Origin of the sequence: Pantoea sp. B623 (assembly GCF_024814475.1) — a bacterium.
Taxonomy (GTDB): domain Bacteria; phylum Pseudomonadota; class Gammaproteobacteria; order Enterobacterales; family Enterobacteriaceae; genus Pantoea; species Pantoea ananatis.
This window is the reverse complement of the sequence record NZ_JANUXM010000004.1, coordinates 4,056,519-4,075,573: the sequence shown is the minus strand read 5'-3', so window position 1 is coordinate 4,075,573 and position 19,055 is coordinate 4,056,519. Positions and strand designations below refer to the sequence as shown.

The following is a 19,055-nucleotide window of genomic DNA, read 5'->3' as shown; positions in this document are numbered from 1 at the left end:
TACGCCATTGTCATTGACTATGAAACCAATAATACCGTGCACAATACCAACAGATTACTCTTACTTTATCAGCAATGTGCTGATTAAATATCAAACCGAAGCGGTTACGCAGACACGCTACCGCCCTTGGCTGTCGCTGCCAATACCGCCCTGATAACCTCTGTTTCTCCCTGCGCCGCGCGCGATTGCGCACAAAGCGTTCTTGTGCAGAATGCGTTGACATTCTGCTACGTACCGAGGCGGTTGATTGCGCAAATTACAGATTCGGGCGCAGGCGTTGTCTAACTCGTTGCTATACTAGTTATTACTGGCATGTTTACAAGTAGACCCCGCCATCCCCGGACTATTTTAGGAAAAAGACTACCAGTAATAAGTATTGAAGCCGCTCATTTTCAGCTTTCAGGTAGGAAAAAATCAGATTTATTCCATGTTCGCACCAGGAATAATCGCATAAGAAATTCCTCTGAATGAGAAATACGGTGACATTAATCTGCAACCTTTATGCGCTACCTTCACCGCCGCATTAATCAATCTGCTGAAGAATTATCCTGTAATTAATGTATGGGCTATTCAATTAAATCGTAAAGACCCTGTAAGCTCGCTATTTGTCCCAAGGCCATCTCTCCACTATCATCAGACAAAGCTTATTTTTAGACATTCAGGTGAATAAAGCATGATGGAGGTATTGGTCGATCCCTCGCTATGGGCAGGATTAGTAACGCTAATCGTTCTTGAACTGGTACTGGGTATCGATAACCTGGTCTTTATCGCTATTCTGGTCGAGAAGCTGCCGGCAGCCGCACGCGACCGCGCGCGGGTGATTGGCCTGCTGATGGCGCTGGTGTGCCGACTGCTGCTGTTAGCCTCTCTGTCCTGGCTGGTCACGCTGACGCAGCCATTGATTACGCTGGCTAATCACGCCTTCAGCGCGCGCGACCTGCTGCTGCTGTTTGGCGGACTGTTTTTGCTGTTCAAAGCGACAACCGAATTGAACGAACGGCTCGAAGGGCAGGACGAGGAGAACGCTCAACAAAAAGGCGGCGCTAAATTCTGGCCTGTCGTGGCGCAGATCGTGGTGCTGGACGCGATTTTTTCGCTGGATGCGGTGATTACTGCCGTGGGTATGGTCAACGACCTGCCGGTCATGATGGTGGCAGTTACCGTGGCGATTTTATTGATGCTGCTCGCCAGTAAACCCCTTACCCGTTTCGTCAACAGTCACCCGACCATCGTTATTCTGTGCCTGAGCTTTTTACTGATGATTGGCTTTAGTCTGGTGGCTGAAGGCTTTGGCTTTGTTATTCCTAAAGGCTATCTCTATGCGGCGATCGGTTTCTCCGTGCTAATCGAAGCCCTGAACCAGCTGGCACAGTTTAACCGGCGCAAGGTGCTGTCGGCGGGTCGTCCGTTACGCCAGCGCACCGCCGAAGCGGTATTACGTCTGTTACGCGGCGAAGCCGAACAGGCGGAACTGGATGCAAAAACCTCGTCAATGATTGCCGATGGAGAGGCTGTCGCGCTGTTTAATCGCCAGGAGCGCGTGATGATCGCCAGAGTGATGGGGCTTGGGCAGCGTCATGTCAACACCATCATGACGACGCGTCACGATGTTCAGCACATTGATTTAAGCGACGATCCGGCGGAGATCATGGCTAACCTTGATCGTAATCAGCATACGCGCATCGTTATTACGGACAACAGCAAAGAGCCGCTCGGCATTGTGCATGTTAACGATCTGCTCCATCAGTCACTGCATCACCACTCCCTTGATTTACGCAGCCTGATTCGTCAGCCCCTGGTGTTCCACGAGCACATCACCTTGTTACAAGCGCTGGAGCTGTTTCGTCAGGGTCACACACATTTTGCATTTGTGGTCGATGAGTTTGGTTCGGTAGAGGGCGTGGTCACGTTGAGCGACTTAATGGAAACCATTGCGGGAAATCTGCCAAATGAAGCAGGCGAAACCGATGCCCGCTATGATATCCAGCCTAATGGGTCGGGTGGCTGGATTGCCAATGGCCAAATGCCGCTGGAGGATCTGGCGATGTACGTGACGTTACCGCTGGATGAGAAGCGTAATTATCATACGCTGGCCGGATTAGTGATGGATCGCCTGCAGAATATTCCCCAGGAAGGTGAAGAGATCCTCCTGGGGGATTACCGCTTACGTACTCTGCAGGTTGAACAGCACCGGGTTCAGAAGGTTGAAATTCTGCCGCAGCCTGACATGCAACAGCATGCCGCGCCTTAAGGGCGTGCCGAATCTGGCTGCGTGGCGTTATTTCCTTTTAATTGCTGACGATCAAGCCATTGATTCAGGCGCGATTTCGCCTCATTCTGCAGCTTCTCGCGCAGCATATCGTCAACCGGCAGCGTATATTGCGGATTCTCCCAACTGCCGTAAAGGCGAAACGGGATCACCTGATCGGATAAGGCCGCAACCAGTTTTTCATCCCCGTGCCAGCCGCTCAGCGTCAGGCCCAATGTAACGTCTAATTGCTGCTGCACCATGTTGACGCTCCCATCGCCACGTAACGTCAGCTGCTTGCTTTCGCCGCTGAGATGGTTAAAGGACAGGAGGCCGTTCTTCAGCGCAAGCTGACCGCTGATGTGATCGATTCCCTGTCCCAATACCTGATCGTCGCTGCTAACGCGATCGCTCACGCGCGCCACCGCGCGACGGACCATCTGCTGTAAGTCGATTTGCGCCAGTTTCAGATGGCTCACACGGACATCCGCCTTGCCCTGCCAGCTCTGTTTCGCGTCCTCAAGGGTGAGGTTATCACCGGCCAACTCGCCGTTAAGATCAAGGGTTCCCTGCAGCGACTGAGGCAGTGCCAACGCCTTCAGTAAAGGCTGAAGATCAACCTGACTCAACACGGGTTTGAAACTGACGTGCGTAACGGGCTGACGAATATCAATGCTGCCGGGAACGGAGAAACGCCCCTGCCCCACAGTTCCTGACAAGGTATTAAATGTCATCAGTCCCTGTTGGTTGACCGCATCCACAGCCAGTTTTGAGAGCGTAAGACCTCGCCAGACCGCGCTGTCTGCCTGCAGTTTTATGTCCAGATCGATATCGTTGAGCGGCGAGTCCGCATTGGTGGGTTCGCGCTGGTCTGCAATCACCGGCGCAGGGGCAATCTGGCTGCTTTGTCCACTTACCTGCTGAGTTAACGAAGAGATAAAAAGCAGGTTATCCATATCCAGTGAGGTCGCATGAAGATCCAGAGACAGCTTTTGCGGAGCCGTAAGATCGCCCTGCGCGCTGCCGCTGAGAACACTGTCGTTGGCGTTAAGCTTAAGATCGGACAGGGCAACGGTATTTCTGTCGCCATTCCAGTTTCCCTGGAAGCTCAGCGTACCTTTAATGCCCTGCGGTGGCAGGCTGGCCCCGGACAACGCGTAATCCAGTTGTTCGAGCTGACCACTGAGCTGATGGGGATACTGCGATTTATCAAATTGCCCCTTCAGATTGATCATCGCCGTGCGCTGGTTGCGCGTCAGGCTGGTGCTGAGATTGATTGTTGCCAGGCTCGACTGATCCTGCTCCATATTCAGGTTGAGATTACGGAAGGTGAACGCATCGCCGCCGGGCTGTTGCCAGATAAACAGGCTGTCCAACAGCTGGAGTTTGCCGATATCGAAAGACCATCGGTCTGAAGACGCAGGCTCGCTGTTGTGCGGACCGCGCGGGGCATTTTGCGGTACTTGCGCCGCACTGTCTGGCGTGACCTGCACCACCGCGTTTTTCAGCATCACCTGGCTCACGCTCAGCTGATGTGATAGCAAGGGCAGAAGATTCACATCCAGCCGCATATTGTCTGCAGAGACCACGGGCTGGGCTGCACCGGGCGCGGTCAGGCTCATGCGCCCGGCCAGAATGCTGAGTTTAGGCCAGACGTGCCAACGCAAATCGCCATTGATAGTGAGTTGATAACCGCTGCGCTGTTCGACCTGTTGCACCATATAGCTGCGAAAGTCGTTGGGGTTGACCAGCATAACCAGGGCTGTTAATCCCGCTACGACCACCACCAGTAAGATGGCCAGCGTGGTTATCACTCTTCTCATCACATCCTCATGAATTAATCTTTGTCGATACGACTGGCATCAGCACCCTGCTGGCCACGATATTTAGCATTTTCACGGCGATTATAAGGACGCGCGGCAGGTCCCGAAAGCGGTTCAAAGCTTAGCGCACCAATCAGCATTCCCGGGCGCAGTGCCAGAGGCAGTTTGCCAGAATTATAGAACTCCAGCACGATACGGCCCTGCCAGCCCGGATCGATACGATGCGCGGTCACGTGGACCATCAGGCCCAGGCGGGCAAGCGAGGAGCGCCCGTCCAGCCAGCCAACCAGATCGTCGGGAATGGTCACAGATTCCAGCGTTACCGCCAGGGCCAGCTCGCCGGGATGCAGAAAGAATGCCTCGCCCTCGGGGAGAACGATCTCATCACTCATCACGCGATCCAGGGCCGCGCTCACTTCGTGCTTCGGCCCGCTCAGATCAATAAACGCGGCGGTATGTCCGCTGAATGTCCGGAACTGATTGCCTAAACGTACGTCGACCGTTGCACCGTTGATCCGTTCCACCGGTGGCCGTGGCGTGATCGCCAGTTTCCCGCTATCCAGCCAGGCTTCAATATCGCGGTCGCATAATCTCATTACGGTAACTCCATGAAGTAAGTGTAGCGAACAGGCGGCATCTGTGCTTTTAACCTGCTCGCGTCACGTCCTTTGAGACGTAAACTACTCGAAGAACTGGTTAATTTTGGCTTTAAGAATATCAATAGCAATACGGTTTTTACCACCGCGCGGCACAATGATATCTGCGTACTGTTTAGAGGGTTCAATGAACTGCAAAAACATGGGGCGGACCGTTTTCTGATACTGACTCATGACGGAATCCATTGAACGCCCCCGTTCATTGACATCACGTTTCATACGTCGCATCAGGCAAATGTCGAGCGGCGTGTCCACGAAGATGGAGAAGTTCAGTTCCTGGCGCAGACGCGCATCGGTTAACAGGAGAATGCCTTCAAGAATAATGACTTTTTTAGGCTTAATTTGCAGCGTTTCCTGAGTACGCGTGTGCTCAACATAGCTGTAAACGGGCAACTCAATGTCCTGCCCTGCCTTTACCGCACGTAAGTGCTGCAATAACAAATCATGATCCATCGCGCTGGGATGGTCATAATTGGTTTTAACCCTCTCTTCCATGGTGAGGTGACTTTGATCTTTGTAATAGGCATCTTCAGGGATAACGCCGATGTGCTCATCGCCGACCTGGTCGCGAATTTCACGATAGAGCGTACTGGCGATTAAACTTTTACCGGATGCAGATGCACCTGCAATGCCAACGATCACGCACTGATGGGACTTGTCAGTCATACTTTTAAAAACCTGATACTGGAGCCAGAAACTGTACGCAAACTGCGCACCCAGTTAATGGGGCTGAACGGAGAGGGTGAGTTGGCGCTCAGTATAGGGATTTCGGCCTTTTGATGCCAGAGAAATGGCACCGCCCCCCTTTTCAGACTTTCCCCTTTTAACCTGAATGGTTTCACCGATAAACTAGCCGCCTCACACAGAACAACGCCGCACAGCACCTGTCGGGCTCGGTATGGCCGAAGAATAAGGGCATTTTGCCCAAGAAGAAGAAAGGAAGATTATGCTCTGGAAGACCCTCACCTATTTTGGTGACAGCATGTTATTGATTCCCACGGCGGTGATTATTGCCCTGATTTTACCGTGGAAAAGCGATAACCGTCGCGCCCTGTGGTACTGGCTTCTGGCCTTTGGCCTGGCCGGGCTGGTGGTCAGCGTGTCAAAAATACTGTTTCTTGGCTTTGGTATTGGCAGCGCACGCTTTAACTTCACGGGATTTAGCGGCCACAGCGCGATGTCAGCAACCCTGTGGCCGGTTATGCTTTGGTTAATTTCAGGGCGCTGCTCAAGCCTGTGGCGCGGCCTGGCGATTGGCGTGGGCTATGTGATTCCCTTAATGGTTGGCGTTTCGCGCCTGGTTATCCATGCGCATTCCGTCAGCGAGGTCATTACCGGTCTGCTGCTGGGCTTTACGCTGAGTACCGCGTTTTTACTTTCCCAGCGCGAGACGGCACTTAAAGGGTTCAGCTTGCCGCAAATCGCCGCTGCGCTGCTGGTGCCGGTTCTGCTGCTGGGTCACGGTCGGATTGCCACCACACAACAGTTCCTGGCGCAGTTTTCTGCCCGTCTGGCTGGCATGGAAAAACCTTACACCCGGGCCGATCTTTTCCGGGAATAATGCACATGGTGGCTCGTGCTTCCGCGAGCCATTCAATCCAACGAATAACGCAATTTAATGATTTCCCCCCTGTTTTTTCTATCAAATGTGCTAGCATTCTTCGAATGACAATGGCGATGCAGCGCATGCCATTGCACTATTTTGCCCTCTGCTGGATCGATTAATGATCGTTGAGACACTGGCCTCGTCAGATAAATCACCTAAAAAGTGGCTAAACGCCTGCTGGCTTGGCCTGGCTTCCTTCGTCCTGACGCTATTTTGCCTTGAGCTGATTGTGGTTAGCGGTAAAATTTCACCGCTCTGGTTCTCGACGGCACTGATGACCATCGTGGTGTTTCGCAGCACGTCTCGCCAGCTCCCCCTGTTACTCATCGCCTGCCTTATCGGTACGGCACTGGCGAATGCCTTCATTATCGGTCCCGCCCTCTCTAATTTAAAATTTGCCCTGCTTAATCTGCTGCAGGCCATACTGGGCGGGCTGTTATTGCGCGCGTTGCTTGACCGTGAGGCGCCGCTGGTTTCGCTCAATGACTGGATCCGCTTTGTTATCGCTACCGGCCTGATTTCGCCCCTGGTTGGCGGCGTACTCGCGCTGTGGATACTGCAGGTTGGAGATCAGGCCTCATTTGCTTTCTTTTACACCTGGGTCATTTCGGAAATTATCGGCATGTTAGCGCTCGGGCCGGTTTTACTGTTGCTGACCTGGCCGCTGTCGCAGAATGGCCTGAAACGCGCGTCTCTGGTAGAGACGCTCATCACACTGGCCCTGACGCTTACTGCCAGCTACCTGTCGCTGCGGTTTTTACCCTGGCCTTTTACTTTTATTTTAGTAGTGCTGTTCTGGTGTGCCGTGCGGTTGCCGAAGGTGGAAGCCTTTGTGCTGTTTTTTGTTAACGCCAGCTTTATGGCACTGCTGCTGTCACTGGGCTGGATTAACGTCACGCCAACGGCCGCCAGCACCTATGCGGTGATAAGCAGCTGGCTTCCGTTTTTGATGGTCTTAATTCCCTGTCATATCATGGCATTAGTGATGGATGCCTTTCGGCATGAGAAGCGCCATATCAGTGAGAGCGAAACCCGTTTCCGTCATGCCATGGAGTATTCCGCGATTGGCATGGCGCTGGTTTCTGCTGAAGGCCGATGGCTTCAGGTTAATAAATCCCTGTGTGACACGCTGGGCTATCCGGAACATGAACTGACTCAACTGACGTTCCAGCAAATCACTCATCCGGATGATCTTTACGACGTCCAGGGCCGACTGGAAAAGCTGCTGCAGGGCGAGATTTACTCTTATACGCTGGAAAAACGTTATTTCCGCAAAGACGGCGAAATTGTCTGGGTACGGCTAACGCTTTCCCTGGTGCGCGATCAGGCGCAGCAACCACTCTATTTTATCGCGCAGATTATTGATATTTCTGAGCTGAAACAGAGTGAGCAGGTGAACAAACGCCTGATGGAACGCATTACCCTTGCGAATGAGGCGGGCGGCATCGGCGTATGGGAATGGAATCTGACCAGCGGCGAAGTTCTGTGGGATAAACGCATGTATGCGCTGTTTGGCATGAAGCCCCATGAACTGCCCAGCTACGATCTGTGGGTCACGCTGGTTCATCCCGACGATCGCGAACGTTGTGTGCTCACCATTCAGGGTGCCATTGAGAAAAGCAGTTCCTTCCAGATGGAGTACCGGGTGGTACGGGAGGACGGGCAGCACTGGATCCGTTCTCAGGCAAACCGCCTGCTAAGTAAAGAAGGCCGTATCGAACGCATTTTGGGGATCTCTCAGGACATCACCTCATTACGGAACCTGAATGAGGCGCTGTTTCAGGAAAAAGAGCGCATGATGATCACGCTCGACTCGATCGGAGAGGCCGTTATCAGTACCGATCAGGACATGTGCGTGACCTTTATGAACCCGGTCGCGGAAAAAATGACAGGCTGGTCACAAGAGGCGGCGGCGGGCAAACCGGTAAACGAACTGCTGCATATCACGCACGGTCGTCATGGCCCTGAAGTCGATAATCTGCTGCTGTGCCATGTGCCGTCTGAAAAAACCGCGCCCTATCTCTCTGAGGAGTGGGTGCTGCACACGCTCAATGGCGAGCATATTGATATTCATTACAGTATAACGCCGCTGAAATCTGAATCAGGTACCGAGCGTGGAGCGGTGATGGTGATACAGGACGTCAGTGAGTCACGTAAAGTGATGAAGCGTCTGAGCTACAGCGCACTGCACGATACGCTGACCCGGTTACCTAATCGTGCCAGCTTTGAACTGCAGCTTAAGCGGTTACTGTCCGACGCCGTCGAGCATCAGAATCAGCACGTTCTGGTCTTTATCGATCTGGATAAATTTAAGGCGGTGAACGACAGCGCAGGCCACGCAGCCGGGGACGCCCTGTTGAGCGAACTGTCGGATTTAATGCGCCATCGCCTACGCGGGAGCGATTTCCTGGCCCGCCTGGGCGGAGATGAATTTGCCGTGTTGATGCCCGAATGTTCGTTGGATCAGGCTCGCGACGTGGTGCAGGACATCGTTCGCGCGGTCGGTGACTACTGTTTTGAATGGCTGGGGCGCGCCTATCAGGTCGGTGCCAGCGCAGGCATAACCCAAATCAACGCGCAGAACTGTCAGAGTAGCGATGTGCTGTCTCAGGCAGATATTGCCTGTTACAACGCCAAGCGGAGTGGGCGGGGTCGGTATAAGGTGTATGAGCAGCATGCGCTGGCGCTAATGGGAAGCCATCACTCCGTGGATCTCGCGACCCTGGATGCCTTACAAGTGGACATGCAGGTATGGGCCGTTGCGCCGCCTGGCAAGCCGCATTCCGCCAGCGTCTGGCTGGTTGAGGTTCAGCTATTTTCGCCAGAAGGGTTACTCATTGATGAGCATCTGCTACGTAATAACCTGACTGACGATATGCTGAAACGCCGGCTTGAAGACAATATTGTTAATGCCTTCTTCCGCCAGCAGATTGCAACGATGAGCCAAAAAGGTATCGCACTGATTTTGCCTCTCGATGTGCACGCACTGTACGATCCGGCTTTCGTTGACAATCTCTGCCTGCGCTTCGCCGAATCCGGTCTTGCCCGCAGCCATAGCGGGATCGCGCTTAACGCCTCCAGCGTGCTTTCCAGCGGCGATGGCCTGATCGGTGCATTGATGAAACTGCGCCAGGCGGGCTGCCGCATCGTGTTGCAGCATTTCGGCCGCAATCTGGATGCCTTTAACCAGTTGACCGGTAAAGTGGTGGACTGCCTGATCCTGTCCCCGGAACTGGTGGCTAACCTGCACAACAATTTGATGGATGAGATGCTAATCTCCATTATTCAGAGCCAGACCAGCCAGCGTGATATCACCCTGCTTGCCGGCCCGGTGTCCGTTCCCGCGGTGCTCACCACGCTGATCAGCCTTGAAGTGGACGGCGTTTGGGGCAGTGCCGTTGCGGAACGCCAGCCAATGAGCAGGCTTGCGGAAGCCCCCCTTTTCGCTATTCGCTAATTCTGCCGCTCACCGCTTGCCACGACCGATCAGCTGCGCTAAAGTCGCCCCCTTTTTTCCGGCCTGGGGGCGAAAAATGTTCATTGGATTTGATTACGGTACGGCTAACTGCTCAATTGCAGTCAGTGAAAAAGGCGCGCCGCGTTTGTTAACGCTGGAGAATGGCCAACGCCTGCTGCCGTCCATGATTTGCTCCCCAACGCGTGAAGCGGTGACGGAATGGCTTCACCGCCATCATCAGGTTGCAACACCGGAACAGGAAAGCACCGCGCTGCTGCAGCGGGCCCTGCGCTACAATCGTGAAGAAGATATTGATGTCTTACCTGACAGCGTGCAGTTCGGCCTGACCGCACTTCAGCATTACATGGTCGATCCAGAAGATGTCTGGTTTGTTAAATCCCCCAAATCCTTTCTGGGCGCAACCGGCCTGAAACCGCAGCAGATTGCCTTTTTTGAGGATCTGGTGTGCGCCATGATGCTGCACATTCGCCAGCAGGGTGAAGCGCAGACCCAGCAGCCTATCGACCAGGCGGTCATCGGCCGTCCGGTCAACTTTCAGGGATTAGGCAGCGAAGACGCGAATCAACAGGCACAGGGCATTCTGCTTCGTGCGGCCAAACGCGCCGGCTTTCGGGATGTCGAATTTCAGTTCGAGCCGGTCGCGGCGGGCCTGGATTTTGAAGCGACACTGGAAAAAGAGACCCGCGTACTGGTTGTCGATATTGGCGGGGGCACCACCGACTGCTCAATGCTGCTGATGGGCCCGCAATGGCGCAACCTGTCAGACCGGCGTGAAAGCCTGCTGGGTCACAGCGGCTGCCGCGTTGGCGGTAACGATTTAGATATTATGCTGGCGTTTAAAGCCCTAATGCCCCTGCTCGGCGCGGGCGGCAACACCCAAAAAGGCACCGCCCTGCCTGCCCTGCCCTGGTGGAATGCGGTGGCGGTGAACGACGTGCCGGCACAAAGCGATTTCTACAGCGCCGCCTGCGGCAAGCTGCTGCGTGATTTAGTGCGCGATGCAGAAAATCCTGCCGCCGTGGCTCACCTGCTTAAAGTCTGGCAACAGAAGCTGAGTTATCGCCTGGTCCGTACGGCGGAAGAAAGCAAGATCGCGCTGTCTGAGCGCCCTGCGTTTGCGGCGTCACTGGATTTTGTTACCTCCGGCTTACAGGCCGAGATCAGCGTCGCGACCCTGCAGGAGGCGATCGGCCAGCCGCTGGAGAAGATTCTGGAGCAGGTTCATCTGGCGCTGGCGACCAGCCATATCAAACCCGAGGTGATTTATCTCACCGGCGGCAGTGCACGTTCCCCACTTTTGCGCGCGGCGCTCCAGCAGGCCCTGCCAGACACACCGATAGCGGGAGGAGACGACTTTGCCTCAGTGACCGCCGGCCTGGCGCGCTGGGCAGAGGTTATGTTTGCCTGACCTATCGGCACAGGCGGAACCGTCCTGTGCCAGCCATGCCTTTTGCCCGCCTCCCTGCGGGCAAAAGGCAGGCGGATGCCCCCGCGCATCACTATCGCCTGGCGAACATTGCCTCTCTGACGTTTACCCGTGTTGCCCTTCATCAAATTTCAACGTGTTATTTCCTGACAACAGCGGCTCATCACCCGTTATCCTGTGGCAAACTTTATGAAACGCATTCTGTTGACGGGCGGCAATTAAACGGCCACGTCTGTTCAGAAAAAGAACATAATTACGCTGTGCTGACAGATATCCTTAATTCCTTCAAATTTTTACCGGCAGGGACGACTACAATTCGTGGTTTGCAGGCTACCGTTTAAGCCCGCGCCCTGGAGAGACATGGCTGGAGAGCAACAACAACAATGAACAACCGATACCCTGTTATGAAAAAAGGTCTGATTGTGCTGGTGGTCATTGCCGTAGCCGCAGGCGGCTATTACTGGTGGAAACATCCGGCACAGCCCAGCAGCGACGGTGACCTGTCTGGTCAGTCAGCACATGGCAAAAGAGGCAATGGCGCGCACAAACCGCTGGCTCCCGTTCAGGCGGCCAGCGCGGTGACAGAAAGTGTGCCGCAATACCTTAACGGGTTAGGCACCGTGACGGCCGCCAATACCGTGACGGTCCGCAGCAGGGTTGATGGAAACCTGATGTCCATCCACTTCACGGAAGGTCAGCAGGTCAAAGCCGGGCAGTTGTTAGCGGAGATTGACCCGCGCCCCTATCAGGTTGCGCTCATGCAGGCACAGGGCCAGTTGGCACGCGATCAGGCAACTCTGGCTAACGCTCGCCGCGATTTAGCCCGTTATCAAAAACTGGCGAAAACGTCGCTGGTGTCTCAGCAGGATCTGGACACACAGAACGCCCTGGTCAGTGAAACCCTGGGCACCATTAAAGCCGACGAAGGCAGTGTTGCCAGCGCCCAACTGAATCTGACTTACAGCCGCATCACCTCGCCGATTGATGGCCGTGTAGGCCTGAAGCAGGTTGATATTGGCAACTACATTACCAGCGGCGATACCAATGGCTTAGTGGTGATTACGCAAACGCATCCGGTGGACGTGGTGTTCAGCGTCGCTGAGAATAATATTAGTCAGATCATGCAGGCGCAGAAAAGTGGTGAACCCTTGCTGGTAGAAGCCTGGGATCGCAGCAATCAACATTTAATCACCCGCGGTAAGCTGCTCAGTCTGGATAACCAGATCGACGCCACGACCGGTACGATCAAAATCAAAGCGCGCTTTGATAATCAGGATGACCTGCTCTTCCCGAACCAGTTCGTCAACGCCCGGCTGAAGGTGAATACCTTGCAGGATGCAGTGGTTATTCCTGCCGCCGCGCTGCAAATGGGCAATGAAGGCCACTTTGTCTGGGTGATCAACAATGAAGACAAGGTCAGTAAGAAAAGCGTAACCGCCGGACTGCAGGACAGCCAAAAAGTAGTGATCAGCGCCGGACTCAACGCAGGCGACCGCGTCGTTACCGACGGGCTGGACCGCCTGACGGAAGGGGCAAAAGTCGAAGTGGTTGCCGCGCAGAGTCGCGCCACAAAAGAGACCCGTGCCAGCTTGCCGTCAAAAGGGGAATCTGAGTAATGCAGGTTATGCCTCCTGACCACAGCGGAGGGCCGTCACGCCAGTTTATCCTGCGTCCGGTCGCAACGACCTTACTGATGATCGCCATTCTTCTGGCTGGGATTTTGGGTTACCGCTTTTTGCCGGTCTCCGCCCTGCCGGAAGTGGACTATCCCACCATTCAGGTCGTTACTCTCTATCCCGGGGCCAGCCCGGATGTGGTGACCTCTTCGATTACCGCGCCCCTTGAACGTCAGTTCGGCCAGATGTCCGGACTCAAGCAGATGGCATCACAAAGTTCTGGCGGCGCCTCCATCGTTACTCTGCAGTTTCAGCTGACCCTGCCGCTCGACGTGGCAGAGCAGGAAGTGCAGGCGGCGATCAACTCCGCCAGCAACCTGCTGCCCAACGATCTGCCTAACCCGCCGGTTTACAGCAAAGTGAACCCGGCCGATCCGCCGATCATGACCCTGGCCGTCACCACAACCAGCATGCCATTAACCCAGGTGCAGGATATGGTGGAAACGCGCGTGGCACAGAAAATATCCCAGGTCACGGGCGTTGGTCTGGTCACGCTGACGGGCGGTCAACGTCCCGCCGTGCGCGTGAAAATGAACACCCAGGCGCTGGCCGCTATGGGGCTGACCAGTGAAGCGGTACGTACGGCCATCACAAATGCTAACGTTAACTCCGCGAAAGGCAGCCTGGATGGCCCTACCCGCTCGGTCACCCTTTCCGCCAATGATCAGATGAAATCCGTGGAGGATTATCGCCAGCTGATCGTCAGTTATAAAAATGGCGCTCCGGTGCGGCTGGCCGACGTGGCGACCATCGATCAGGGCGCAGAAAACAGCTGGCTGGGGGCCTGGTCTAATCGTGAACCGGCTATCGTGCTGAATGTGCAGCGCCAACCCGGTGCCAACATTATCGCCACGGCCGATAACATTCGTGCCATGCTGCCGTCGCTGATTGCCAGCCTGCCTAAATCCGTAGACGTGAAGCTGGTGACAGACCGCACCACCAATATTCGCGCGTCGGTCACTGACACACAGCATGAACTGATGCTGGCGATGGGGCTGGTGGTGATGATTATCTACCTGTTTCTTCGCAACGTCCCTGCAACCATTATTCCGGCCGTGGCGGTGCCGCTGTCGCTGATCGGCACCTTCGCCGCGATGTACTTCCTGGGGTTTTCGATCAACAACCTGACGCTGATGGCGCTCACCATCGCCACAGGCTTTGTGGTGGATGATGCCATCGTCGTGATCGAGAACATCTCACGCTATATCGAGAAAGGCGAAAAACCCATGACCGCCGCCCTGAAGGGCGCCGGCGAAATCGGCTTTACCATTATCTCGCTGACCTTTTCACTGATTGCGGTATTGATCCCGTTACTGTTTATGGGCGATGTGATTGGTCGTCTGTTCCGGGAGTTTGCGGTCACGCTGGCGGTGGCGATTCTGATTTCGGCCGTGGTGTCGCTCACCCTGACGCCGATGATGTGTGCACGCATGCTCAGCGCCGAATCACTGCGCAGGCAGAACCGCTTTTCCCGCGCCAGCGAAGCGATGTTTGATCGTATCATCGCGGTTTACGGCCGGGGGCTAAGCCGGGTGCTCAATCATCCCTGGCTGACGCTGTCCGTGGCGCTGGGGACCCTGCTGCTTACCGTGCTGTTATGGATCGCCATTCCCAAAGGGTTTTTCCCGCAGCAGGACAACGGCATTATTCAGGGCACCCTGCAGGCTCCGCAGTCGGTGTCCTATGCCAGTATGGCGGAACGCACCCGCGACGTCGCCTCGGTGATTATGAAAGATCCGGCGGTGCAAAGTCTCACCTCGTTTGTGGGCGTAGACGGCACCAATCCATCCCTTAACAGTGCCCGGTTGCAGATAAACCTTAAACCGCTGGATGCGCGCAGCGAACGTATTCCTGAGATTCAGCAACGCCTGCAACAGCAAGTCAGCAAGATCCCCGGCGTGACGTTATGGCTGCAGGCGGTTCAGGATTTGACAATCGATACCCAGGCCAGCCGAACGCCCTATCAGTTCACGCTGCAGTCCGGGTCGCTGGACTCACTCAGCACCTGGGTGCCCGCGCTGGTAAGTGCCTTGCAGAAACTGCCCGCGCTGCGTGATGTCAGCAGCGACTGGCAGGATCAGGGCCTGGAAGCCTATATCAAGGTCGATCGCGACAGCGCCAGCCGGTTGGGCATCAGCATGGCAGATGTGGACAATGCGCTCTACGACGCCTTTGGTCAGCGGCTGATCTCCACCATTTATACCCAGGCAAATCAGTACCGCGTGGTGCTGGAACAGGACAACAGCGCGATCCAGGGCCTGCAAAGTCTGGATGGCATTCGCCTGACCAGTACCGATGGCGGCAGCGTTCCCCTTAATGCTATCGCCAGTATTGAGCAACGCCATGCGCCCTTAACGATCAATCACCTGAGCCAGTTTCCGTCTGCCACTTTCTCGTTTGATGTGGAAAAAGGCTACTCTCTGGAAGACGCAACAAAAGCCATCATCCAGGCCGAGGAACAGCTTGGCATGCCGTCAGAGGTGATGACCCAGTTCCAGGGCAGCACGCTGGCCTTTGAGGCCGCATTGACCAGCACGGTGTGGCTGATTGTGGCGGCGGTCGTGGCGATGTACATCGTCCTGGGCGTCCTGTATGAGAGTTTTATCCATCCCATTACCATTCTTTCAACGCTACCTACTGCGGGCGTAGGTGCGCTGCTGGCCCTAATGATAAGCGGTAACGAGCTGGATATTGTGGCGATCATCGGCATCATTTTGCTGATTGGTATCGTGAAAAAGAACGCCATCATGATGATTGACTTCGCCCTGGCCGCCGAGCGGGAACAGGGCATGAAGCCCTATGACGCCATTTACCAGGCCTGTTTGCTGCGCTTCCGCCCCATTCTGATGACCACCCTGGCGGCGCTGCTGGGGGCGTTACCGCTGATGCTCAGCACCGGCGTTGGCGCAGAATTACGGCAACCGCTGGGGATTGCCATGGTCGGCGGCCTGATACTGAGCCAGGTTCTGACCCTGTTTACCACACCGGTGATTTATCTGCTGTTTGACCGTCTGGCGCACAATCTGCGTCGCCGCATCGGTCACACGGAGGAACAGTCGTGAAGTTCTTTGCGCTGTTCATCCATCGGCCGGTAGCCACCACGCTGCTCACGCTGGCGATTGCGCTGGCGGGGATACTGGGGTTCCGCCTGCTGCCGGTCGCGCCGCTGCCGCAGGTGGATTTTCCGGTCATAATGGTGTCGGCTTCTCTGCCCGGTGCCTCGCCGGAAACCATGGCCTCCTCGGTTGCCACGCCGCTGGAGCGCTCGCTGGGCCGCATCGCGGGCGTGAGTGAGATGACCTCCACCAGCTCCCTGGGATCGACCCGCATCATTATGGTTTTCGATTTCGATCGTGACATCAACGGCGCGGCGCGGGATGTGCAGGCGGCGATCAATGCCGCGCAGAGTCTGCTTCCCACGGGAATGCCTTCGCGCCCGACCTACCGCAAAGCGAACCCGTCTGATGCACCGATCATGATCATTACGCTGACCTCAGATCTGTACAGCCCGGCTCAGCTTTACGATTACGCGTCCACACAGCTGGCGCAGAAGCTGTCGCAGATTAACGGCGTGGGCGATGTGACCGTGGGCGGCAGCTCTTTGCCCGCGGTGCGCGTGGCGTTGAATCCGCAGGCGCTGTTTAACCAGGGCGTTTCGCTGGATGCAGTACGGCAGACGATTTCCAACGCCAACCAGCGCCGCCCTCAGGGCGCGTTGGAAGACGGCCAGCAGCGCTGGCAGCTGCGCACTAACGATGCGCTACAAACTGCCAGTGAATATCAGCCGCTGGTGGTGCACTACAACAACGGCGCGGCGGTGCGCCTGTCGGATGTTGCCACGGTGCAGGATTCAGTCCAGGACGTGCGCAACGCCGGGATGTCGCGCGGTAAACCGGCAGTGTTACTGGTGATACGAAAAACCGCCGATGCGAACGTGATTGAAACGGTGGATCGCATTCGTGCCGAACTGCCCGAACTGCACGAGATCATTCCGGCTGCCATCAACCTTGAGGTGGCTCAGGACCGCTCCCCTACCATCCGCGCCTCTCTTGAGGAAGTGGAGCAGTCGCTGATGATTGCCGTTGCGTTGGTCATTCTGGTGGTGTTCGTGTTTTTACGCTCCGGCCGCGCCACGCTGATCCCCGCCGTTGCCGTGCCGGTATCCCTGATCGGCACCTTCGCCGCAATGTATTTGTGCGGCTTTAGCCTGAATAACCTGTCGCTGATGGCCCTGACGATCGCCACGGGTTTTGTGGTGGATGATGCGATTGTGGTGCTGGAAAACATCGCCCGCCATGTGGAAGCCGGGATGAAACCGATGGCGGCCGCACTGAAAGGGGTGCGTGAAGTCGGCTTTACCGTGCTGTCGATGAGCCTCTCCTTAATCGCGGTCTTCCTGCCGCTGCTCATGACAGGCGGATTGATTGGTCGCTTTTTTGCCGAATTCTCAATCACCCTGTCGGTCGCCATTCTGATTTCCCTGTTTGTCTCGGTCACGCTCACGCCAATGATGTGTGCTTATCTGCTCAAACCCCACGCGCCGCGCAGTCAACCTCAGCGACGGGGCGTTGGACGGCTGCTGCTGGCGGTTCAGCGCGGTTATGCCCGCTCGCTGACCGTTGTGCTCAATCATGCCCGCTGGGTACTGCTCCTGCTGCTGGGCACCGTGGCTCTGACGGTATGGCTGTTTATCAGTATTCCCAAAACCTTCCTGCCCGAGCAGGACACCGGCCGCCTGTCTGGCTTTATTTCGGCCGACCAAAGTATTTCGTTCCAGGCGATGCGCGGCAAGCTGGAAGATTTCATGAAAATTGTTGGCGCCGATCCGGACGTTTCCAGCGTGGTAGGCTTTACCGGCGGCATGCGCACCAACATGGGGTTGATGTTTATTTCTCTGAAACCCCTGTCTGAACGGAAAGACACGGCGCAGGCGGTGATTGCCCGCCTGCGTGCCAAACTGGCGAACGAACCCGGTGCCAATCTGTATCTTAATGCGGTGCAGGATATCCGGGTGGGCGGTCGCGAAGCCAATGCCAGCTATCAGTACTCGCTGCTGTCAGACGACCTTGCTGCGCTGCGCACCTGGGAACCTAAAATCCGTCAGGCCTTTACTGCCCTGCCGGAACTGGCTGACGTCAACTCCGACCAACAGGATAAGGGCAGTGAAATGGCCCTGACCTATGACCGCGCCAGCATGGCCCGGCTGGGGATCAACGTTTCAGAAGCCAACGCCCTGTTAAATGATGCCTTTGGGCAGCGGCAGATTTCCACTATTTATCAGCCGCTGAACCAGTACAAGGTCGTCATGGAAGTGGATCCCCGTTACACCCAGGACATTAGCGCCCTGAATCAGATGTTTGTGATCAACAGCGAGGGCAAACCGATTCCGCTCGCCTGGTTCGCCAAATGGCAACCGGCTAACGCACCTTTGTCGGTCAACCACGAGGGGCTGTCTGCCGCATCGACCATTTCCTTTAACCTGCCAGAAGGCGTGTCGCTGTCGCAGGCGTCGGAGGCCATTGAGCGCACCATGACCGCACTGGGCGTACCCTCCAGCGTGCGTGGCAGCTTCGCTGGTACCGCGCAGGCTTTCCAGCAGTCACAGAGCAGCCAGCTGTGGCTGATGCTGGCCGCCATTGCGGCGGTCTACATTGTGCTGGGCATTCTTTATGAAAGCTATGTGCACCCGTTAACCATTCTTTCCACGCTGCCTTCGGCGGGCGTCGGTGCGCTGCTGGCACTGGCGCTGTTTGATACGCCGTTCAGCCTGATTGCCCTGATCGGTATTCTGTTATTGATCGGGATCGTGAAAAAGAACGCCATCATGATGGTGGACTTTGCTCTTGAGGCAGAGCGCAACGGTAACCTGAGTCCGCGCGATGCCATTTTTCAGGCCTGCCTGCTGCGTTTCCGCCCTATTTTAATGACCACTCTGGCAGCGTTGTTTGGCGCACTCCCGCTGGTGCTGACCAGCGGAGATGGCGCGGAACTGCGCCAGCCGTTAGGCATTACTATTGCGGGTGGCCTGATCATGAGTCAGTTGCTCACCCTGTATACCACGCCGGTGGTGTACTTAATGATGGATAAACTGCGTCGTAAAAAGCGCACCCAGACGATCAATGCCACTCAGCATTAAGGGGTC

10 protein-coding genes are annotated in these 19,055 nt (G+C 55.7%); 7 read left to right on the top strand and 3 right to left on the bottom strand.

Annotated elements, in window-relative coordinates; all coding sequences use genetic code 11:
- Window positions 1–673 precede the first annotated feature (673 nt).
- Window positions 674–2,251 carry a TerC family protein gene (locus tag NXS97_RS20890; protein ID WP_259232792.1) on the top strand — a complete coding sequence of 526 codons (1,578 nt, stop codon included), beginning with the start codon at window positions 674–676 and terminating at the stop codon, window positions 2,249–2,251.
- Here the strand turns inward: NXS97_RS20890 and asmA are convergent.
- From asmA to udk, 3 genes are all read right to left on the bottom strand, one after another.
- Window positions 2,248–4,071: an outer membrane assembly protein AsmA gene (gene asmA / locus NXS97_RS20885; RefSeq protein ID WP_022623399.1), complete on the bottom strand. Its 1,824-nt coding sequence runs from the start codon at window positions 4,069–4,071 to the stop codon at window positions 2,248–2,250. The genes NXS97_RS20890 and asmA overlap by 4 nt on opposite strands.
- Window positions 4,072–4,085: 14 nt before the next feature.
- Window positions 4,086–4,667, bottom strand: a complete 582-nt coding sequence (gene dcd / locus NXS97_RS20880; protein ID WP_013026388.1) for a dCTP deaminase — start codon at window positions 4,665–4,667, stop codon at window positions 4,086–4,088.
- Window positions 4,668–4,751: 84 nt separating this feature from the next.
- Window positions 4,752–5,393: a uridine kinase gene (gene udk, locus NXS97_RS20875; protein WP_013026389.1), complete on the bottom strand. Its 642-nt coding sequence runs from the start codon at window positions 5,391–5,393 to the stop codon at window positions 4,752–4,754.
- Between the two features lie 280 nt (window positions 5,394–5,673).
- Between udk and NXS97_RS20870 the strand changes: the two genes are divergently transcribed.
- From NXS97_RS20870 to mdtC, 6 genes are all read left to right on the top strand, one after another.
- Window positions 5,674–6,288: a phosphatase PAP2 family protein gene (locus tag NXS97_RS20870; protein ID WP_013026390.1), complete on the top strand. Its 615-nt coding sequence runs from the start codon at window positions 5,674–5,676 to the stop codon at window positions 6,286–6,288.
- Between the two features lie 163 nt (window positions 6,289–6,451).
- Window positions 6,452–9,790 (top strand): diguanylate cyclase, encoded by a 3,339-nt coding sequence (locus NXS97_RS20865; protein ID WP_064374063.1) that lies wholly within the window; start codon window positions 6,452–6,454, stop codon window positions 9,788–9,790.
- Window positions 9,791–9,866: 76 nt separating this feature from the next.
- A complete protein-coding gene (gene yegD / locus NXS97_RS20860) occupies window positions 9,867–11,219 on the top strand; it encodes a molecular chaperone (RefSeq protein ID WP_022623401.1) in 1,353 nt (450 codons plus the stop codon).
- A 401-nt stretch (window positions 11,220–11,620) separates the two neighbouring features.
- Window positions 11,621–12,853 (top strand): MdtA/MuxA family multidrug efflux RND transporter periplasmic adaptor subunit, encoded by a 1,233-nt coding sequence (locus NXS97_RS20855; protein WP_013026394.1) that lies wholly within the window; start codon window positions 11,621–11,623, stop codon window positions 12,851–12,853.
- Window positions 12,853–15,975 carry an MdtB/MuxB family multidrug efflux RND transporter permease subunit gene (locus NXS97_RS20850; RefSeq protein WP_116219905.1) on the top strand — a complete coding sequence of 1,041 codons (3,123 nt, stop codon included), beginning with the start codon at window positions 12,853–12,855 and terminating at the stop codon, window positions 15,973–15,975. The genes NXS97_RS20855 and NXS97_RS20850 overlap by 1 nt, the downstream gene beginning before the upstream one ends.
- Entirely contained in the window at window positions 15,972–19,049 is a 3,078-nt protein-coding gene (gene mdtC / locus NXS97_RS20845) for a multidrug efflux RND transporter permease subunit MdtC (protein WP_259232791.1), read from the top strand. Before NXS97_RS20850 ends, mdtC begins: the two co-directional genes overlap by 4 nt.
- Window positions 19,050–19,055: the final 6 nt, after the last annotated feature.